A 20,963-nucleotide genomic window follows, 5' to 3' on the forward strand; every position below is an offset into this window, starting at 1 on the left:
CGCAAATGAATACTTATATTTTGTGAGAACCAATGTATTAAAAATCTAAAAATACAGATTGACTAATCGTAAGAAAAAGAAACCTTCCGAAATCGGAAGGTTTCTTATTTTTCTTTATTTGCTCTTTTAGATGGTCTTTGTCTAAGAAATTGAGATAGCATATACAAAATATATAGTGGAATAGCAATGAATAAGAAAACAGAAAAGTTACCGATCCCTGTTTGGTACATTGTGATAATGCTTCCAACTAAAAATAGTGTAATAATGATGCTATATCGTGGAAGTGGTACATCTTTTAAACTTGGGATACGAATGCGGCTCACCATTAAAAATGCGAACGTTACAAAGACTGTAATAAGAACGATTTTTGGAATGATATGTGAAAATAATGTTAAGAAAGCAACAAGCCCTCCCGCTGCTGTAATCGGTACCCCAGTGAAATATTTCATTGAAGTAGAAGATGGTGTTACATTAAATCGCGCTAAACGATATGCTCCGAAAAGAGGGAATAGTCCCGCTATGTATAGTCCGATGATTCCGTAATTGGAGAAAGATGTGTAATACATAAGAACAGCAGGTGCTGCACCAAATGTCACGACATCCGCAAGTGAGTCAAGCTCTTTTCCCATTTGTGAATCAACGCGTAATAAACGAGCAACACGCCCATCAAGACTATCTAACATCATCCCGATAAGTACTAAAATAGCAGCTGATTTATAATATCCTAAAGATGCATAGCCGATTGACAAGAATCCACTATATAAATTTCCGAGCGTAAATAAGTTTGGAATAGCTGCTCTATACAAAATCTGATCCCTTGCTTTCTGTAATAAATTCTTAATTAGTGTATGAAATTTTACTTATTTTATCATACCATAAATTTCTTCCTCATACGAAAGAAATTCCCAATTTGTGAAAGATTTCATAGAAGAATGATTTGAAAAATAAGTAAAAAAAGAAGCAACTTTTATAAAGTTGCTTCTAGTACTACTCAAATTTCGTTGTCATTGTTCCAGTTTTATAACGATTGTTAGGATCGAAACGTAATAAATCTCCATAAATGAGTTTATCGGAGAGTTTCAATTCAGTTTTTGCTTTTTCAATATTAGGTTGGCATAATGAAATGTCAGCTTCTTCACCTGTATTTCGTTTATAGCACATGTTTTTTGTATACACATAATCTTCCGAAACGAAGCTACCATCACGCATTACCATAAGTGGATCTTTTTCTTTAATAAATAAGTCAGTTCCAAATTCAATGGATTGATTTGTTTTAATACCAAGTAAATGAAGTAGCGTTGGTTTAATATCAATTTGACCAGATACTTTAGAAATGACTTTTCCTTCTTGGCCAGGTACATGAATAATGAGAGGGACGCGTTGTAATTGCATAGAATCAAACGGTGTAATAGCGTTTTTCCCAAGGAACTGGGCCATAGCTGCATTATGGTTTTCTGAAATGCCGTAATGATCTCCATAAATGACAATAACAGAATTATCATACAGTCCTTCATCTTTTAACTGTTTAATAAATAATTTAAGAGCTTCATCCGTGTAACGAACGGTTGGGAAGTAGCGGTTTACAACACCACTTTCTGAATTAAACTCATCAACATATTGATCTTCTGGATTTAGAAGAAATGGAAAATGGTTTGTTAAAGTGATAAATTTTGTATAGAACGGTTGTGGTAAAGATTTTAGCTTTGGAATCGATTGTTCAAAGAACTCTTTATCTTTTAATCCCCAGCCGACAGACATTTGTTCTGTGCCTACGTAATCATTTAAATTAAAGTAACGATCATATCCGAGTGCAGGATACATTACATCACGATTCCAAAACGTTTTATCGTTTGAATGGAAGACAGCAGAAGAATATCCGTATTTCTTTAATTGTTCTGGTGTAGCTGTATATTCATTTGTTGCGTGAGTAAAGAATACAGAACCGCGGTCTAACGGATAAAGTGAATTTTCAACGATAAATTCAGCATCAGAAGTTTTACCTTGTCCCGTTTGATGATAGAAGTTATCGAAATAAAAACTATCTTTAATAAATTCATTTAAAAATGGTGTAATTTCTTTTCCATTTATTTTTTTATTAATAACAAAACTTTGTGTAGATTCCATGGAAATCAAAATAACATTTTTACCTTTTGCAGCTCCAAATAAGTTTTTATCGACTTGCTTATCTTTTGAGTCTGTATAGTTTTTAATTTCAGAAAACCCGTCTCCACTTGCAAATACACGTTCAGCTGAAGATTTAGATTGAAGTGTAATATCAAATAGATGATATGTGTATAAACCTAAATTTTTCACGACTGTTTGACGATCAAATGAGCGTGAGAACATTTGTGGCTTATAAATAACGGAAACAACAATTTGTAGTGCTAATAAAGCTGTTACACCGCTAAAGAAAGTTCGCTTCTCAGAGCGAGAAAGCGGCGTCTTGTCACAAAATGCCGGGAATTTACGTGAAAGAAACATTAAAATAATCGCATCTGCAAATAAAAGTAATGTTTTGTACGTAAAGAGTTCTTTAATACTCGTCCCTAAATCAGCCATATTATTTGTTTGGAATAAAACTGGGAACGTAACGAAATCGTTATAAAACCCATAAAACATTGCATTTCCAAATAAAATAAAAGACAGTATAAAACTGATTCCAACTATAATGCGGTTTCGGTGTTTAGATGCAAATAAAGCAAAACCGAAAAATAAAAGTAACGCAGCTAGTGGATTAATAAAAAGCATAAATTCTTCAAAGAAATTATCAATTTTAATATCAAACGCTAGCTTGTACACAATATATGTTTTTATCCATAATAAAACGACTGCAACGAGTGCAAATCGCAGTTTTGGAAACAGACGTTGTAGCATAATATACTCCTCTCCTAAAAAGCATGACCGTTCTTGTGAGCTGGTTTGATTAGCACCTCATTTTATATATACGAACAGTCCTTTATTATTATGTTTATTATACTATGAGTATCATTATACGAAAATAAAAGAGAGTTGTGGGCTTTTTTATAATAATTGAGTAGAAAAAGGGCAGTAGGAGACAATAAAACGGAGTTTCTATGTATGATTATTATCGTGTGCAGAAAGAATCGTGTAACAATACGGAGGTTATCATGCGAAAATTATTATATTTTATAGTATGCAGTAGTGTTATACTTTTTGCTTCACCGACTGTGTCGGTAGCCCAATATGATGCACCTCTTATGGAAGATGCCTTTTATTCTGTTTTGTTTCCGAAAATAAATAAAGCTATTGAAAAACAATATGGGAGCTTAAAGCCTTATCAATGTCCTAAAATTATTAGTTTAAAAAAAGTGTATAGCGGTACATATTTATTTCAAGCGGTTATTGAAGTGACGAAATATGAACAGGTTGGTGGGAAAATTGTTCCGCCATTTGAAAAAGTAACAATTACTTTTAATAATGAAGAAGGCGAATGGGAAGTGACAAAGATTTTAGTAAAGCGCTTACCAAATGATACGAAATTAAACTGTAAAAAAACAATATAAAAAATTGTTTGACAAATAAAATGGTCCTTTGGTATTGTTAATAGCAACAATCAGATGTTTGAAAATTAAATAGACTTACCTCATCTACTCTCAAAGGTAGAGGCCGCAATAGGAAAGAGTAAGCTATGGGAGATTTAATGGAATCTGTGATCATAGGTTGAAAGGGACTATTGCCGAAATATAAGAATAACCATCTTATTCATATATTGGGACTGCATTGAATAAATGTAGTACTGTCATAAGATTATTTTATGGAGAGCTATTTGGAGATGTTGATGCGGTTTCTTATTTTGAGGAGATAACAACTCGTTTATTTTTTCAATATATATTTTTCCTAATAAGAAACGCGTGTGAACATTGTTCCGCGCGTTTTTTGTCTATCTAAAAGCGTGCTGCAATGAATAGAAGATTGGGGTTATGAGTTTTAGAGGAAATAAGGGAGGAATTCAAATGTATTTACACGGCACAAGCCGAATCAATGGGCAAGGACACTTAGAAATTGGAGGGTGCGATACGACGCAGCTCGCAAAACAATATGGAACACCACTTTATGTATACGATGAAGAGTCTATTCGAGGAAAGTGCCGCGCGTTTCATCGTGCTTTTAAAGAAAGTGGGTTCTCTTATCAAGTAGCATATGCAAGCAAGGCGTTCTTGTGCATGGAGATGTGCCGAGTAGCTCGTGAAGAGAATATGTCATTAGATGTTGTTTCTGGAGGGGAATTATATACTGCGCTTCAAGCGGGATTCCCAGCATCTCGTATTCATTTTCACGGCAATAATAAAACAGAAGAAGAGATTGTGATGGCACTTCAGGCGAATATTGGTTGTTTTGTTGTCGATAATTTCTTAGAGTTAGAAATTTTGCATGATTTAGCAGTGCAACATGGGAAATTTGTGAACATATTAATCCGTGTAACGCCTGGAGTAGAGGCGCACACACATGAATATATTACAACAGGTCAAGATGATTCGAAATTTGGGTTTGGAGTTTCAAATGGTCAAGCGATGCAAGCGATTGAGCTTGCTTTACAAAAATCAAATTATGATGTGTTAGGAATTCATTCACATATCGGATCGCAAATATTTGAAACGGCTGGATTTGTTCGAGCGATTGAAGTTCTTCATCAATTTTTAGAAGAAGTGAGAGAGCGCGCGAACTATGTAGTAAAAGTATTAAATGTGGGCGGAGGATTCGGAATACGCTACACAGAGTCAGATACACCATTAACTCTTGAGACATATGTGCGAGCTGTAACAAGTGCAGTGAGGGAACAATTTACCGTATGTAATTATCCCTTACCAGAAATATGGGTTGAACCAGGCCGTAGTATTGTAGGTGATGCTGGAACGACAATTTATACAGTTGGATCTGTGAAAGACATTCCTGGTATTCGGAAATATGTATCAGTGGATGGGGGGATGACTGATAATTTAAGACCTGCTTTATATAACGCTCGTTATGAAGCGATGTTAGCGAATCGAGGAAATGATGAGAACGAGGAAGTTGTTTCGATTGCTGGGAAGTGTTGTGAGAGTGGAGATATGTTAATTTGGGATATTACTCTACCGAAAGTTGCTTCTGCCGATTTACTAGCAATTTCTTGTACAGGGGCATACGGGTACTCCATGGCAAATAATTATAATCGGATTCGTAGACCAGCTGTCGTCTTCGCGAAAGGCGGCACATCACAAATTGTTGTAGAGCGCGAAACATATGAAAATATTATTGGGAACGATCGCATACGTATTAAAGAACTTGTGTAAATGGGGAAAAGGAGTTGTTCGGATGGGCAATTCCTTTTTTATAAAAATAAAATAAATAAAATATATCGGAAAACTAGGATTGAAAAAAATCAGAATTGTGATAAAATACAAATACAAAGCTTATCAAGAGAAGCGGAAGGAACTGGCCCGACGAAGCTCGGCAACCTGCTTATAGAAAGCAAGGTGCTAAATCCAGCAAAATGGAATCCATTTTGAAAGATAAGGTAAAATATATTACCGAACAGTCTTTTCGAAATGGGAAAGATTTTTTTTATGAATAAAAAGGGGGGGCTGTTCGCGTGAGCGTACGGGAACATTTTGAGGAAGTGTCTGAGAAAATTGAAGCGATGCTTGCTGATATGAAATATGGTTCAATTACAATTGTTGTGCAAGATGGAAAGGTCATTCAATTGGAGAAAAGTGAAAAGGTACGTTTAAAGTAAAAAGCGCTGACTAGAAAAACTAGAGGCGGTTTTAACCTATTTTGATTAGGTTAAAACCGTCTTTTTGCTTTTACAGGGGGAAAGAACATGTTGACGTATGAAACGTGGGAAGAAAGTAACATTTCATTTTCAGAAGAAGATGAAACAAAAGGCGCGTTATCTGTATTACGTTGGGCTTATAAAGAATATGAAAGTGAAATTGTATACGCATGTAGCTTTGGAGTGGAAGGGATGGTACTGCTGCACCTTATAAACCAAGTAAATCCATCTGCTAAAGTTGTATTTTTAGATACAAATGTTCATTTTCGCGAAACGTATGAATTAATTCAAAAAGTGCGGGAACGATTTCCTTCATTAAATATTATAGAAAAACAGCCGGAACTTACACTTGATGAACAAGCGAAGTTGCATGGTGAGAAATTATGGGAAAGTAATCCGAACCTTTGTTGTAAAATTAGAAAAATTTTACCGTTAGAAAAATCATTAGCAGCGGAAAAAGCGTGGATATCGGGCTTAAGGAGGGAACAATCAGAAACGCGTAAGCATACAAAGTTTATAAATCAAGATCATCGTTTTCAATCTATTAAAGTTTGTCCACTCATTCATTGGACGTGGAAAGAAGTGTGGCGGTATGTATACAAACATAGCTTGCCGTATAACCCGCTGCATGATATTGGATATCCAAGTATTGGGTGTGAGAAGTGTACGTTACCTGTAGGTGAGGGTGGCGATTCGAGAGATGGTAGATGGTCTGGGAAAGTGAAAACAGAATGTGGTCTGCATTACCAATAAGATGAATTTGAAAATAAAGCTAAGAGAGGAAATAGAAAATGAGTACAAGAAACGAATTAGTAAACCGTATAGACGAGACATACGACGTATCACAAATTAGAAAAGAAATTCAACTAGATAACATTGCGTTAAGTGATTTGGAGTTATTAGCGACAGGGGGATATAGCCCGCTTACTGGTTTTTTAGGAAAGAAAGACTATGATTCGGTCGTAGAAACGCTTCGCTTAGCAAGTGGTAGCGTATGGAGTATACCGATTACATTGCCGGTAACAGAAGAAGTGGCAGAAAATCTAAAAGCTGGAGAAGAAGTAAAGCTTGTTAATAGTGGAAATGTATATGGTGTCATTCAAATAGAAGATATTTTTGTACCTGATAAAGAGAAAGAAGCATTACTTGTATATAAAACGACGGATGATGCTCATCCAGGAGTGAAAAAATTATATGAACGACCGAACGTTTATGTCGGTGGAGCTATTATTCTTACAAAACGATTTGAAAATAATCAGTTCCCTTCTTATCATTTAGATCCAATTGAAACGAGGGAAGAATTTAAAAAACGTGGTTGGAAAACAGTAGTCGGATTTCAAACGAGAAACCCGGTACATCGTGCTCATGAGTATATTCAAAAATCTGCTCTTGAAATTGTAGATGGCCTCTTTTTAAATCCACTCGTTGGGGAAACGAAGTCGGATGATATTCCTGCTGATGTAAGGATGGAAAGTTATGAAGTATTACTTCAAAACTATTATCCGAAAGATCGTGTCTTTTTAGGTGTATTTCCTGCAGCGATGCGTTACGCAGGACCGAGGGAAGCGATATTCCATGCATTAGTTAGAAAGAATTTTGGATGTACTCACTTTATTGTAGGACGCGATCATGCAGGGGTAGGAGATTATTACGGTACTTATGAAGCGCAAGAAATTTTTACAAACTTTACAGTGGAAGAGTTAGGAATTACACCGTTATTTTTTGAACATAGTTTTTACTGCACGAAATGTGAAGCGATGGCTTCGACGAAAACATGCCCGCACAGCAAAGAAGATCATGTTATTTTATCGGGTACGAAAGTAAGAGAGCTATTAAGAAATGGTGAGGTTCCGCCAAGTACATTTAGTCGTAAAGAAGTAGTAGAAGTACTAATTAAAGGTTTGAAAAAAGAAGTAGTAACAGAATAAGGAGAGAATGAGATGGATACAAATATTACTTGGCATACAGCATCTGTTTCAAAAGATGAGAGAAGAGTAAGAAATGGGCATCATAGTTTTGTAGTTTGGTTTACTGGTCTATCAGCTTCAGGTAAATCTACGGTAGCGAACGCGGTTGCTCGTAAACTATTTGAAAAGAAGATTGGAAACTATGTACTAGATGGGGATAATATACGCCACGGTTTAAATAAAGACTTAGGTTTTTCTGAAAGTGATCGTATGGAAAATATAAGACGGATTGGCGAAGTGGCGAAGCTATTTGTAGATCAAGGTACTGTTGTTCTTACAGCGTTTATTTCACCATTTCGAGTAGACCGAAAACAAGTGAGGGATTTATTAGCTGCAGATGAGTTTATAGAAGTGTTTGTAAAGTGCCCAATTGAAGAGTGCGAGAAGCGTGATCCGAAAGGGCTTTATAAAAAAGCGAGACAAGGTGATATTAAAGAGTTTACTGGTGTTGATTCACCGTATGAAGAACCAGAGAAACCGGAATTAATTGTAGAAACGCACAAGTATTCTATTGAAGAATGTGCAGAACAAATCGTGAAGTACTTACAAGAGCGTAGTTTTATATAGGGGGATAAAAAATGAGTTATGAAAAAGTATGGGCTAACAATGAAAAATTAAATCAGACTGAGAAAAATAAATTAAAAAAAGATGGATTGGAAATCTTTAATGATATTCCTTATTATGCAGAGAATGGCTTCGAATCTATTCCGAAAGAAGAGTGGGACGCATTCAAATGGGCAGGGTTGTATTTACAAAGACCGAAAGAAGCTGGTTATTTTATGATGCGTGTAAATATTCCTTCAGGGATTATTACGAACACGCAGGCAGAAGTGCTTGCTTCTATCGCTGAGGATTATGGGCGTGACGTAATAGATATTACGACAAGACAGGCGATTCAGTTTCATTGGTTAGAAATCCATCAAATGCCAGATATTTTTAAAAGATTAGCAAGAGTTGGGTTATCTTCAGCTGGGGCTTGTGGTGATATAACGCGTAATATTACAGGGAATCCACTTGCTGGCATTGATGCAAATGAGCTGTTTGATACAACTGGTATTGTGAAAGAGGTATATGACTATTTCCAACATAATGAGGAGTTTTCTAACTTACCACGTAAATTTAAAATGTCTATTAGTTCTAATATTTATAATTCAGCAAACGCAGAGATTAACTGTGTTGCATTTACACCTGCTACGAAAGAAATAGATGGTGAGAAAAAAGTTGGTTTTCATATAAAAGTAGGCGGTGGATTATCAGCTCGTCCATATTTAGCTGATGAATTAGATGTATTTGTTTTACCAGAAGAAGTGAAGACGGTAGCGATTGCGATTGCTACAATATTCCGTGATTTTGGATACCGTGAAAAACGTCATTTAGCTCGTTTGAAATTTCTTGTTGCAGACTGGGGAGCAGAGAAATTTAAAGAGAAACTAATAGAGTATACAGGACCATTGCAAAGTAAAGGTGAAAGTGCTCTAAAAGGCTGGAATGCGGGATACTTTTATGGCGTTCAAGATCAAAAACAAGATGGGCTTAAATATGTAGGTTTTAATGTACCGGTAGGACGTCTACATGCAGAAGAAATGTTTGAGATTGCGAGAATTGCTAAGCAGTATGGAAATGGGCAAATTCGCACATGTAACTCGCAAAACTTCATTATTCCGAATATTCCGCCAGAAAATGTAACGGGTTTACTAAATGAGCCGTTGTTTGATGCAATATCAGCAAGTCCGAAATCGTTTATTGGTCATGCGGTTTCTTGTACTGGTATTGAATATTGCAATCTTGCATTAGTAGAAACGAAAGAAAGATTACGAAAAATCGCTGAATACTTAGATACACAAATTGCACTTGATGTTCCAGTTCGTATTCATATGGTGGGATGCCCGAATTCATGTGGTCAACGTCAAATTGCTGACATTGGATTACAAGGGGTGAAAATGAAAACGAAGGAAAAAGGGATTGTTGAAGCATTTGAAATATACGTAGGTGGAACGTTGTTAGATGGCGGTGCTTACAATCAAAAGTTAAAAGGGAAAATAGATGGCGAGGATCTGCCTGATGTACTTGCATCATTTATAAGTTATTTCAAAGAGAATAAATTACCAGCTGAAACGTTTTATGATTTTGTTGGTCGTATCGGTGTAGACACACTACAAATAGCGTTAAATACCGTGTTAGAAGAAGTACTAGCGTCTTAGGAGGGACAATATGGATTTATATCGATTTGAAGCCGTGTTAGTGAATAGTATTGTTCCGATTGTTGTCGTTGCTCAAAGTGAAGAACAGGCATTTAAGCTCGCGGAGATGGAGCTTGAAAAGTATTTTTTACCGCTGCCAGAAGTAAAGGAAATTTCTCTATTTGAAAAAAAGAAGATTCGAAAAGGTGCGGCATTTGTTATTCATGAGTAGGGAACAGGTAATAGGAAATGATGAAAACTTCCATTCGTATATAAGGATGGAAGTTTCACTTTAATAGTAGAAATGAGGAGAGATGATGGGGAAGGTTTATATCGTTGGAGCAGGTCCTGGTGATCCAGATTTAATTACTGTGAAAGGATTGAAATGTATTGAGAAAGCAGACGTTATTTTATACGACCGTCTCGTAAATAAAGAGTTGCTTTCATATGCAAAGCCTGAAGCGGATTTAATTTATTGTGGAAAGCTACCAAATTATCACACGATGAAGCAAGAGACAATTAACACATTTCTTATTAAATACGCGAAAAAAGGAAAAGTTGTAACGAGGCTAAAGGGCGGGGATCCATTTGTATTTGGTAGAGGGGGAGAAGAAGCTGAAGCGTTAGCGAAGCAAGGTGTACCGTTTGAAATTGTTCCTGGTATTTCAGCTGGAATAGCTGCTCCTGCTTATGCTGGCATTCCAGTGACACATCGTGATGCGAGTGCAAGTTTTGCTATTGTGACGGGGCATAGGAAAGAAGATGCTGAAGAGGAAGTGAAGTGGGAACATTTAGCGAAAGGTGTAGAGACCTTAGCTGTATATATGGGGGTTAGTAATTTACCCTACATATGTGAACAGCTGGTTAAACATGGAAAAGATACAAGTACGCCTGCTGCTATTATTGAGAGGGGAACGACTTCTATGCAGCGCACAGTTATCGGGACGTTAGGGACAATTGTAGATGTTGCGAAAAAAGAACAAATTCAAAATCCGAGTATGATTGTAATTGGAGAAGTGGTCCGTTTTAGGGAAAAGATCCATTGGTTTGAGAAACAGACGGAAAGTACGTATCAAGTAAGCGGAGTGTTATAAAATGAAAGCCATCTTATATATATGTCATGGAAGTCGTTTGAAAGCCGCTAAAGAAGAAGCGATTACGTTTATTACGTCATGCATGAACCGTGTAGAGGCAAGTATTCAAGAAGTTTGTTTTTTAGAGTTAGCGAGTCCAACGATTGATGAAGGGTTCCGTACATGTGTGAGTCGTGGTGCTACAGAGATTATTGTTATTCCGGTTTTTCTATTAGCGGCAGGTCACGTGAAAAAAGATATCCCGTTTGAATTAGAAAAGTTAAATAATCAATTTTCAAGTGTTAAAGTGACCTACGGTAATCCGTTTGGTGTATCAGAAACACTCGTTAAATCAGTGTATAACGGAAGTGGTATCGAACAGGAAGAGACGAATGAGGTGACGTTACTTCTCGTTGCAAGAGGGAGTAGCGATCCTGAAGTATTAAAAGATATAAACTGGATCGCTTCTTTATTTCAAATGGAAGAGAAAATTAAAAAAGTAGAGGTTTGCTATTTAGCAGCTGCCGAGCCAAAATTTGAGGAGAAGTTAAAGAAAGTTGTAGAACGAAAAGAAAAGAATATCGTTGTGCTGCCTTATTTGTTATTTACCGGTTTACTTATGAAACATATTGAAAAAGAAGTACGCCAATATGAGTCGGATAAGATAAAAATAAGTCCGTATTTAGGAAAGAATGAAGCGTTTCAATATATGTTAATTCAGAAAACGAAGAAATTATTGAAGGGGGATCAATATGTATCCACTTACAGTGCGAGTTGAGAAGAAACGTGTTGTTGTCATTGGTGGAGGAAAAGTCGCGGGATTCAAAATTATTCCTTTACTAAAACAAGGTGCGGATATAATTGTGATAAGTCCTGAATTGGATGCGAATTTAGTGAAACTAGTGGAAGAAAAGCAAATTCGTTGGTATCAAAGGGAGTATGAAAAAAGTGATATTCAAGGTGCTTTTTTAGTTGTTGCAGCGAGTGGTGATGCTGTATTAAATGAACAAGTTGCTGAGGATAGTGCAGAGAATCAATTAGTAAATGTTATTACGAATCCGGAAAGTGGGAATGTTCATTTTCCGGCGGCGATTCATCGTGGATTACTGAATGTGGCTGTTTCTACTGGAGGAGCGAGTCCGAAACTGGCAAAAAAAATTCGTGATGATATCGCAAATAAATATGATGAGGCGTATGAATCATATCTTGATTTTTTATACGAAGTTAGAATTAAAGTGAAAGAATTACAAATAGAGAAAAAGCAGAGAAATATATTGTTGCAAGAAGTATTAAAGTCGATATATGTTCAAAATGAACAAAAAAGAGAATTGTTTTTACAAGAATTAGAGAAAAGAGTTCATATAGGATAATGAATAAATTGCACTTTACAACTATAAAAATATAATTTATAATCACAAGTAACTTCAATAAATGAAATCGATGAGCAAGAAGAGTATGTATATTTGATACGGTCAGAGAGCTGGGGTAAGGTGTGAGCCCGGTACGATAAAATATACAGAATGGGCTTGCGAGAGGTATGTTGAACATTGTAGTAGGCAACCCGGGTTCCGCCGTTAAAAGGATAGAGTATCGGAATTTTTCCTGTACTTGAACAAGTGGGATTTATCAATCCAATTGAGGTGGTACCACGGTATTTACATTACATATATCGTCCTCTACATGCATATTTGCGTGTAGGGGACTTTTTTATTTTCTAAAGGAGGTGTGCGAGTATGAAATGAAAGTGTATAATTAACAAAAGTTTAAATATTCAGAAAAGGAGAATTTATGATGAAAGAAACACAGCAATGGACGTCGAAAATAGGCTTTGTACTCGCAGCAGCCGGAGCCGCAGTAGGTCTTGGTGCCATATGGAAATTTCCATATGTTGCAGGTAATGGTGGGGGAGGCGCATTCTTCCTTGTATTTTTACTATTAACTTTATTTATAGGTATGCCGCTTCTTTTAGCTGAATTTGTTATTGGACGTAGCACACAAAAAGAGGCAGTTACAGCATATAAAGTATTGGTGCCAAAGAGTAAGTTATATCCTTGGATTGGTCGTATGGGAGTTGTTACTTGTTTTAGTGTACTATCATTTTATAGTGTTGTAGGTGGATGGATTTTACTGTACTTATACTATAGTGTTACAGGAAGCTTTTGGAATGGTGTTGTTGATTACGGACAATTATTTGGTGAAACGATTTCAAATCCAGTAAGCGCGATTGGAGCCCAATTTATCTTCATGCTTTGCACTATTTTTGTTGTAAGTAAAGGTGTCGAGAAAGGGATAGAAAAAGCAAGTAAGTATATGATGCCGCTATTATTTATTTTGTTTATTGCGATTATAGTTCGTGCTTTAACACTTGATGGTGCTTTTGCTGGGGTAGAGTTCTTCTTAAAACCAGATTTTTCAAAGCTGACAGCAGATACGATTTTATACGCGATGGGACAATCGTTCTTCTCGCTAACAGTAGGTGCCTCAGTAATGGTCACGTATAGTTCCTATTTGAAGAAAGAAGAACATTTAGCGAAATCAGCAACATCTATTGTAAGTTTAACTGTTTTTATTACAGTGCTTGCAGGATTAGCAATTTTTCCAGCGATTTTCGCATTGGGCGTTAAGCCGACTGAAGGTCCAGGACTACTGTTTATCGTCCTTCCAGCAGTATTTGCGAAAATACCATTTGGACAATTTTTCTTCATTATGTTTTTAGTTTTATTCTTCTTTGCAACGTTAACATCTGCGATTTCTATGCTTGAAATTGTAGTAGCATCTGTTGCGAAAGATAATGAGAAAAAGCGTCCGTCAGCATCATTATTAATTGGTATTCTTATTTTTGCAGTTGGAATCCCGTCAGCATTATCGTTTGGAATTATGAGTGATGTGAAAATATTTGGTAAGACATTCTTTGATTTCGTCGATTTTGCGGTAAGTAATGTATTACTGCCGCTTGGCGTACTAGCCATCTCGCTATTCGTACCGAATAAAATGAGTAAAGAAATGTTAATGAAAGAATTAGAAGTTACGGAAACGAAAGGGAAAACATTATTTAATATTTGGTTCTTCTTGCTTCGTTATGTTATTCCGGTAACTGTAATTATTGTATTTTTAAATGCGATAGGCGTATTTAAAATGTTTGCATAATAAACGACTATACGCTTTATAGGCTGTGATGACTGCAATAAATGATCCGATTAAAAATAATGCTGAGCCGCCAAATGTAAATAACCGGCCGATGAAAGTTTCTCTAGCTTCTTCTATTTTTTGTTGTAATTGTGTATTCATATGATTCACCCCGTAAACTATAGGCATTTAGTTGTAGTCTATGTGGAATGCCTATAGTTTGTGAAGGGTAAAGAAAAAACTCGGTGTGTACCGAGTTTTTTTATAATCCGATATAAGGAGATGGATCAACTGCATTTGTTTTGCCGACATTCCATTCTCCAAGGTGAAGTTCGAAGTGTAAATGTTGTCCGTATGATTGGCCAGTGTTCCCCATAAAACCAAGTTGAGTGCCTTGTTTTACAGTTTGTCCATTTGATACAGAACGGCTACTCATATGAGCGTATACTGTTGTGTATGTTTTTCCGTTTATACGGTGAGATAAGTACACAACATTTCCGTAACTAGATGATAATTCTGAGCGAATAACGACGCCATCTGCAGCGGCTATAATTGGAACAGTTCCTGAAGCGGCAATATCGATTCCTTTATGGTTATCTAAAGAACGTGCGCCAAATCCAGAAGTTTTTGATCCAGCTGCTGGCTTAATAAAGCCGCCAATATTTGTATCGTGTGGTGTTGGAGCTGCTTGAGCTGTTTGAGCAGATGTAGCAGCTTGTTTACGAGCTTCCTCTGCCTTACGTGCCTCTTCCGCACGTTTTTCTTCTTCAATTGCCTTTTGAACGGCTTGACGCTGATTTTCTAAAATGCCTTTGGATTCTTCTAATCCTTCAATCTCTGAATCTACTTTTGCTACTTTCGTATGTAGATCGCTAATAAATGTTTGCTGTTGTTGTTGATTCGTTTGCAACTCTTGTTGTTTTTGAACTAATTTCTGTTCAGCTTCTTTTAGTTGCTGCTCTTTTTTCTCAACAGCCTCTTTTTCTTTCGTCACAGCATTTTGATCAGTTGTTTGTTTTTTCACAATATCAGTATCGTTGTTTAAAATTAAGCTTACAGAGTACATGTTATCAACAAGATCAGCGATGTTTGTAGAAGTTGTTATTACCTCTGTAATAATATTTGTACGAGGTTTTTCTTGCATGGATTGTAAACGTTGCTTAATAACTTCCTGACGCGTATCTATGTTTGTTTGTAATTGCTCTATATGTTTCTTTTTTTCAGCAATTACTTGTTGTGTTTTACTAATTTCTTTTTTTGTATCGTTTAATTCAGCTTCGTTTTTATTAATAGAAGTAGTTAAATCGTCAATTTTCTTTTGTAATTCTTGAATTTCTTTTTCTATTTGGTCTTTCTCAGCTGATTTATTTTGTAAGTCGTTTTGTTTTCCTTCTAATTCAGATTGAATATTAGATAATTTATCTTGATTCGTTTCAGCATATACGGGTGAAAGTAGCGGAGAAACAAAAATCGTTCCTGCTGCTAAAACACTAAACGCTGCAAATTTCTTTTTCATGGTTGTCTGGCTCCTTTCCCTATGAATGTTATATATCATAAGAAGAAGAGTGTCTATCGTTGTAATCATAATGTAAAGGAAATTTTATAAAATTGCTAAGTTTTGTCGGAATTTATCATTTTTTAATGATAATTGTCATGTTGGATGCACTTTTTTATTCGTGCAATAAGGATGTATTTTTTGGATTTATTTGTGAAATAAAGGAAAAGTATATTTGTTTTATACAGCAAAATGGTAGATAGGAATCCAATAAAACACTGATAAGGAATCGTTCTCATGTGAGGTTTTCTGACATGGGATTTATTTTTGTCAAGAAAATTATTTGTGTTCGGGCAAACTTATTTTGTTGTCAGATTTTAAATTTTGATTTATGATTTTTAACAGGGACAAAATGTAGTGAATTGTCGAATAATATGTAATACTCTTAATTTCAAGTTTTATAGATATAGAATGAGAGGTAGAGTGACACATCGAAGAGGGGGTTACAACAAGTATGAAAAGAATAGGACTTGCATGGCAAATATTAATTGGTCTTGCGCTAGGTATTGCAGTTGGGGCGATTTTCTTTGGCAATCCGGCAGTGGTGAGTTACTTACAACCAATTGGTGATATTTTTATCCGATTAATTAAAATGATCGTTGTACCGATTGTTGTAGCAAGTATTGTTGTTGGGGTTGCTGGTGTTGGCGATGTTAAAAAACTAGGTCGACTAGGCGGGAAAACAATTATTTATTTTGAAATTATTACAACACTTGCAATTGTTGTTGGTCTATTAATAGCGAATATTTTCCAACCAGGAAAAGGCGTAAATATGGACCAGCTAACAAAGACAGATATTTCGAAATATACACATACGACAGAGCAGGTACAAAGTCATTCATTTGCAGATACATTTGTAAATATTGTTCCAACGAACATTATGAAGTCATTAGCTGACGGAGATATGCTTGCTATTATCTTCTTCTCTGTATTATTTGGTTTAGGTGTAGCAGCAATTGGTGAAAGAGGAAGACCGGTTCTTCAATTTTTCCAAGGTGTAGCTGATGCAATGTTTTACGTGACGAACCAGGTTATGAAATTCGCACCATTTGGTGTATTTGCACTAATCGGTGTTACAGTTTCTACATTTGGTCTTGCGTCATTAATTCCATTAGGTAAATTACTAATTGTCGTCTATGGAGCAATGATCTTTTTCGTTGTAGTTGTCTTAGGACTTACGGCGAAAATATTTGGAATTAACATTTTCCAATTCTTCAAGATTTTAAAAGACGAACTGATCTTAGCATACTCTACAGCGAGTTCAGAAACAGTTTTACCGAAAATCATGGAGAAAATGGAGAAGTTCGGTTGTCCGAAAGCAATTACATCTTTCGTTATTCCGACAGGTTATTCATTTAACTTAGATGGATCAACTTTATATCAAGCAATTGCGGCTATTTTCTTAGCACAAATGTACGGTATTGACTTATCTATTTCTCAACAAATTACATTATTACTTGTATTAATGGTTACATCAAAAGGTATTGCGGGTGTACCGGGCGTATCGTTCGTTGTATTATTAGCAACACTTGGTACAGTAGGTATTCCAGCTGAAGGTTTAGCCTTCATCGCTGGTATTGACCGTATTTTAGATATGGCTCGTACAGCAGTTAACGTTGTAGGTAACTCTTTAGCAGCTGTAGTTATGTCTAAGTGGGAAGGTCAGTATGACGCTGAAAAAGGACAGGCCTATTTGGAAGAGATTTCTAATAAGCAAGCGGCTTAATTATAATTTGAAAAAGCTCTCACATAATATGTGAGGGCTTTTCTATATAGAAGGGAAGCGGACGTAATGAAACGTAAATATGGTGACGGTTCTTCGTGGAAGCGACTAATAGAGAAAGATTATACAGTTAAGCAAATAGAAGAGGGAATGCTAGGAATACTGGAAATAAAAAAGGTGAGAGAACCTAGTTGTAAAGAATATGATGGGAAAGAACTTCGTATTGCAGGGAATCAATATACGTGGATTCAATATTTCATAGACGGGAAAAATTTTGCGATTACAGCTATGTTAGATGATCAGAAAAAATTAGTGCAATATTATATTGATGTGGCGAAAGAATATGAAATAGACGACCGTGGTTTGCCGTATTTTGATGATTTATATTTAGATGTAGTGTTATTACCGAATGGTAAAATGTATATATTGGATGAAGATGAGTTAGAGGATGCTAATAAAAGTGGCGATGTTACAAAAGAAGAGTATGAGTTAGCTTGGTACACTACGAAATGGATAATAGCTGCAATAAAAAATAGTGAATTTTATTGGATTTCAATATTAGAAGAAGAAATCAAAAAGTTAAAATGATTATTGTATTCAAATTTTTGCATAATTACCAAAAAAACTATACAAAAAATAATTGACTTTTGTTTTGTAAGCGAGTAAAGTTAGGGAAGAAATTATTATTAAAAAATAAATATGAAACCTTCTTATAAAGAGAGGCGGAGGGACTGGCCCTACGATGCCTCGGCAGCGGACTCGATTTCAGAGTGCTGTGCCAAATCCAGCAAGCATATGCTTGAAAGATGAGAAGAGCGTTTCTTATAGATGTATAAGACCTCTTCTCATTGGAAGAGGTCTTTTGTTATTCATTAGAAAAAGGTTGAAACTAGGGAGAGATGGTACTTTGAAAGAAACGAGAGGAAATGGTTTGGCTTTATTACCACTTGGGATATTTTTGGCGCTATTTATTGGTTCTGGAATTATTACAGGTGATTTCTATAAATTGCCGATACTTGTAGCAATTTCAATTGCTGTAGGGGTCGCTTTAGCAATGAATCGTAAAGAAAGCTTTAATGTAAAAGTAGAACGATTTGCTAAAGGTGCAGGGAACCCAGATATTATGATTATGGTTCTAATTTTTGTGCTTGCAGGAGCATTTTCTGAAACAGCAAAAGGGATGGGCGGCGTTGATTCTACAGTTAACTTGGCGTTATCCGTTTTACCGCAAGGATTTATCGTAGCAGGAATTTTTGTTATAGGGGCATTTATTTCATTAGCGATGGGAACTTCAATGGGAACAATAGCTGCATTAGCACCAATAGCTGTAGGTATTAGTGGACAAACTGATATCTCCATTGCACTTACGATGGCGACAGTTGTTGGCGGAGCGATGTTTGGTGATAATTTATCATTCATTTCAGATACAACAATCGCAGCTGTACGTTCGCAAGGAACAGAAATGAAAGATAAGTTTAAAACGAACTTTTTAATTGTATTACCAGCGGCTATTATTACAATAATATTATTAGTAATCGTTACTTTAGGAAGCGACACGCAGATTAAAGCGCATAGCTTTGATTGGATAAAGATTTTACCGTATGCAGGGGTACTTATAACAGCGTTACTTGGTTGGAATGTGCTTATTGTGTTAACTGGTGGAACTGTACTATCCGGCGTTATTGGTCTTTTAGATGGAAGTTACACGTTAGAGAGTTTCTTTAAAAGTGTAACAACTGGAATGGGCGGTATGATGGAGTTAGTATTACTTGCTATTTTAATTGGCGGTATGGTCGAACTGATTCAATATAATGGTGGCATTCAATATTTAATGAATATTTTAACGCGTAACATTCGTTCGAAAAAAGGAGCGGAGTTCGGTATCGCTGGCTTAGTAAGTATGACGAATATGTGTACAGCGAATAATACGATTTCTATTATCTTTACAGGTCCGCTTGCGAAAAACATTGCAGATCAGTATGAAATTGATCCTCGTAAATCAGCGAGTGTATTAGATCTTTTCTCATGCTGTGTGCAAGGGTTAATCCCGTATGGTGCTCAAATGTTAACAGCAGCAGGCTTTGCGGCGTTATCTCCGATTGAATTGTTACCATATGCGTTTTATCCAATTTTAGTTGGAGTATGTGGAATCATTTCTATATTAATTGGTTTCCCGAGGTTTTCTAAAGTGGCGGGAAAGAAAGAATATCATAAAACAGCATAATGAAAAATGAAGTTTAGGCATAGTAATGAAAGCCGTACAGAGAATATTCTCTGTACGGCTTTTTATGTGCAATAAAAGAGTGAAACATCCTATCCAATTGTAGTTTTTACAAAAGGCTGAATGCGACTCAGTCTTAAGTCTGAGTTAAAAACGGTTCTTAAGCTCGTTATGGAAAAAAGAAAAAATAGTTAAGATAAGAGTATCAAATCGAAGGGAGGCAAGCACAAGATGAAACAATTTCTAGCGTTTATCGCGGCTGGTATTTTAGCTTTAATTGCTCTTGGCAGTCTTGCTGGTATTATAGGGTTCGCAATTGGAGCAGGAGTTGTGTACTGGAGCTATAAATCATTTGTGCGAGCACAATCATTTTTTGGAAAGTTAGCTTGGGGTATTGTTGGTTTGATCGGCTTGTCCATCGCCCTTTCTCATTCCCCAGCACTAATCGGTATCGCAGCATTAGTAGTTTTATACTACGGATACCGTGAGTGGAAAAAAGAAAAAAATGTAGTTGTTGATTCTGCACCAGAAAGTTCTAAACCATATAGCAACTTTGAAGATGAGTGGAACAAGTTAATGAAAAACTAATAAAAAATTAATAAAAATCAAATCAAATTTATAAAGTAGAAGAGAGGAAGATTATAATGAAACAATCTTTATTCGGACGTGTACGCGATGCAATTTTAGCAGATTTTCATAATGTGTTAGATGAGAAAGAAAGAAAAAATCCAATCGCTATGTTAAACCAATATTTACGCGATAGTGAGCGTGAAACAACAAAAATTGAGAAGTTAATTCAGCGTCATAAAACATTAAAATCTAATTTTGCCCGTGAGCTTGAGCAAGCACGTTATTTCGTTAATAAAAGATCAAAACAGGCTATTATCGCTCAAGAAGCAGGCGAATTACAGTTACACGAACGTGCATTAGAAGAAGTAGCTTATTATGAAGGGCAAGTAACTCGATTAGAAGAAATGTATGCAGGTGTTGTAGAGCAAATCGATGAGTTAGAGCGTCGTCTTTCTGAAATGAAAAACAAATTAAAAGAAATGCACGCAAAGCGCATGGAACTAATGGCACGTGAAAATATGGCACATGCGAATCGTCGTATGAATACAGCGATGCATAAAATGGATGAAAATAATCCGTTCTTACGCTTTGAAGAAATTGAAGATCATATTCGTGACTTAGAAACTCGTATGAATGAGGAGCATGAACGTGACACATTTGATATGAAGATTGCAAAGCTTGAGCGTGAAATGAAAGAAAAGAATGATGTATCGTTAACGAAAGAGTTAACAAAATAATAGTAGTATATTATAAAACAGGCTTATGATATAGTGAT

Annotated in this window: 21 protein-coding genes, 3 riboswitches and 1 other annotated feature; of the genes, 17 read left to right on the forward strand and 4 right to left on the reverse strand. The window is 35.9% G+C overall.

What is annotated here, in order from left to right:
- Window positions 1-104: 104 nt before the first annotated feature.
- Both pssA and PDL00_RS32265 read right to left on the reverse strand, forming a co-directional pair.
- Window positions 105-806: a CDP-diacylglycerol--serine O-phosphatidyltransferase gene (pssA, locus tag PDL00_RS32260; protein ID WP_000285414.1), complete on the reverse strand. Its 702-nt coding sequence runs from the start codon at window positions 804-806 to the stop codon at window positions 105-107.
- A 181-nt stretch (window positions 807-987) separates the two neighbouring features.
- Complete coding sequence (locus PDL00_RS32265; RefSeq protein WP_242250923.1) at window positions 988-2,874, reverse strand: LTA synthase family protein; 1,887 nt, start codon at window positions 2,872-2,874, stop codon at window positions 988-990.
- Window positions 2,875-3,128: 254 nt separating this feature from the next.
- On the opposite strand from PDL00_RS32265, the gene PDL00_RS32270 reads away from it, so the two are divergent.
- The 12 genes from PDL00_RS32270 to PDL00_RS32325 all read left to right on the forward strand — a co-directional run bounded on the left by PDL00_RS32270 (window position 3,129) and on the right by PDL00_RS32325 (window position 14,140).
- A complete protein-coding gene (locus PDL00_RS32270) occupies window positions 3,129-3,524 on the forward strand; it encodes a DUF3888 domain-containing protein (protein ID WP_242250924.1) in 396 nt (131 codons plus the stop codon).
- Between the two features lie 89 nt (window positions 3,525-3,613).
- Window positions 3,614-3,794, forward strand: a riboswitch (Lysine riboswitch).
- A gap of 180 nt (window positions 3,795-3,974) precedes the next feature.
- Window positions 3,975-5,291, forward strand: a complete 1,317-nt coding sequence (lysA, locus tag PDL00_RS32275) for a diaminopimelate decarboxylase (protein ID WP_071722356.1) — start codon at window positions 3,975-3,977, stop codon at window positions 5,289-5,291.
- 117 nt (window positions 5,292-5,408) lie between these two features.
- A riboswitch (SAM riboswitch) is annotated at window positions 5,409-5,517 on the forward strand.
- Window positions 5,518-5,590: 73 nt separating this feature from the next.
- Window positions 5,591-5,734: a YezD family protein gene (locus tag PDL00_RS32280; protein ID WP_000116161.1), complete on the forward strand. Its 144-nt coding sequence runs from the start codon at window positions 5,591-5,593 to the stop codon at window positions 5,732-5,734.
- Between the two features lie 87 nt (window positions 5,735-5,821).
- Complete coding sequence (locus PDL00_RS32285) at window positions 5,822-6,526, forward strand: phosphoadenylyl-sulfate reductase (RefSeq protein ID WP_242250925.1); 705 nt, start codon at window positions 5,822-5,824, stop codon at window positions 6,524-6,526.
- Window positions 6,527-6,564: 38 nt separating this feature from the next.
- Entirely contained in the window at window positions 6,565-7,701 is a 1,137-nt protein-coding gene (sat, locus tag PDL00_RS32290; RefSeq protein ID WP_242250926.1) for a sulfate adenylyltransferase, read from the forward strand.
- A 12-nt stretch (window positions 7,702-7,713) separates the two neighbouring features.
- Complete coding sequence (cysC, locus tag PDL00_RS32295) at window positions 7,714-8,307, forward strand: adenylyl-sulfate kinase (protein WP_097843816.1); 594 nt, start codon at window positions 7,714-7,716, stop codon at window positions 8,305-8,307.
- An 11-nt stretch (window positions 8,308-8,318) separates the two neighbouring features.
- Window positions 8,319-9,941 (forward strand): nitrite/sulfite reductase, encoded by a 1,623-nt coding sequence (locus tag PDL00_RS32300; protein WP_270733642.1) that lies wholly within the window; start codon window positions 8,319-8,321, stop codon window positions 9,939-9,941.
- Between the two features lie 10 nt (window positions 9,942-9,951).
- Window positions 9,952-10,152, forward strand: coding sequence for a DUF3906 family protein (locus PDL00_RS32305; protein WP_270733644.1), 201 nt, complete (start codon window positions 9,952-9,954; stop codon window positions 10,150-10,152).
- 85 nt (window positions 10,153-10,237) lie between these two features.
- Window positions 10,238-11,014 carry a uroporphyrinogen-III C-methyltransferase gene (cobA, locus tag PDL00_RS32310; protein ID WP_242250928.1) on the forward strand — a complete coding sequence of 259 codons (777 nt, stop codon included), beginning with the start codon at window positions 10,238-10,240 and terminating at the stop codon, window positions 11,012-11,014.
- Between the two features lies 1 nt (window position 11,015).
- Complete coding sequence (locus PDL00_RS32315) at window positions 11,016-11,771, forward strand: sirohydrochlorin chelatase (protein ID WP_242250929.1); 756 nt, start codon at window positions 11,016-11,018, stop codon at window positions 11,769-11,771.
- Window positions 11,746-12,363, forward strand: coding sequence for an NAD(P)-binding protein (locus PDL00_RS32320; RefSeq protein WP_242250930.1), 618 nt, complete (start codon window positions 11,746-11,748; stop codon window positions 12,361-12,363). The genes PDL00_RS32315 and PDL00_RS32320 overlap by 26 nt, the downstream gene beginning before the upstream one ends.
- Window positions 12,364-12,424: 61 nt before the next feature.
- Window positions 12,425-12,673, forward strand: a binding site (T-box leader).
- 111 nt (window positions 12,674-12,784) lie between these two features.
- Complete coding sequence (locus PDL00_RS32325) at window positions 12,785-14,140, forward strand: sodium-dependent transporter (protein WP_270733646.1); 1,356 nt, start codon at window positions 12,785-12,787, stop codon at window positions 14,138-14,140.
- Here PDL00_RS32325 and PDL00_RS32330 read toward each other — a convergent pair.
- On the reverse strand, window positions 14,105-14,281 hold the full coding sequence (locus PDL00_RS32330; RefSeq protein ID WP_270733647.1) for a hypothetical protein: 177 nt from the start codon (window positions 14,279-14,281) through the stop codon (window positions 14,105-14,107). The genes PDL00_RS32325 and PDL00_RS32330 overlap by 36 nt on opposite strands.
- 100 nt (window positions 14,282-14,381) lie before the next feature.
- Entirely contained in the window at window positions 14,382-15,635 is a 1,254-nt protein-coding gene (locus PDL00_RS32335; protein ID WP_270733648.1) for a murein hydrolase activator EnvC family protein, read from the reverse strand.
- A gap of 493 nt (window positions 15,636-16,128) precedes the next feature.
- Here PDL00_RS32335 and gltP point away from each other — a divergent pair, with 493 nt between their 5' ends.
- The 5 genes from gltP (at window position 16,129) to PDL00_RS32360 (ending at window position 20,925) form a co-directional block, all read left to right on the forward strand.
- Window positions 16,129-17,400 (forward strand): glutamate/aspartate:proton symporter GltP, encoded by a 1,272-nt coding sequence (gene gltP / locus PDL00_RS32340; protein WP_242250934.1) that lies wholly within the window; start codon window positions 16,129-16,131, stop codon window positions 17,398-17,400.
- Window positions 17,401-17,466: 66 nt separating this feature from the next.
- Window positions 17,467-17,985: a DUF402 domain-containing protein gene (locus tag PDL00_RS32345; protein ID WP_270733649.1), complete on the forward strand. Its 519-nt coding sequence runs from the start codon at window positions 17,467-17,469 to the stop codon at window positions 17,983-17,985.
- 119 nt (window positions 17,986-18,104) lie between these two features.
- Window positions 18,105-18,210, forward strand: a riboswitch (SAM riboswitch).
- A gap of 94 nt (window positions 18,211-18,304) precedes the next feature.
- Window positions 18,305-19,621, forward strand: coding sequence for a Na+/H+ antiporter NhaC family protein (locus PDL00_RS32350; RefSeq protein WP_242250942.1), 1,317 nt, complete (start codon window positions 18,305-18,307; stop codon window positions 19,619-19,621).
- Between the two features lie 228 nt (window positions 19,622-19,849).
- Window positions 19,850-20,206 (forward strand): lmo0954 family membrane protein, encoded by a 357-nt coding sequence (locus tag PDL00_RS32355; RefSeq protein ID WP_000808634.1) that lies wholly within the window; start codon window positions 19,850-19,852, stop codon window positions 20,204-20,206.
- Window positions 20,207-20,262: 56 nt separating this feature from the next.
- Window positions 20,263-20,925: a PspA/IM30 family protein gene (locus PDL00_RS32360; protein WP_001980961.1), complete on the forward strand. Its 663-nt coding sequence runs from the start codon at window positions 20,263-20,265 to the stop codon at window positions 20,923-20,925.
- Window positions 20,926-20,963: the final 38 nt, after the last annotated feature.

Source organism: Bacillus cereus group sp. TH152-1LC, from assembly GCF_027710505.1.
GTDB lineage: Bacteria > Bacillota > Bacilli > Bacillales > Bacillaceae_G > Bacillus_A > Bacillus_A mobilis.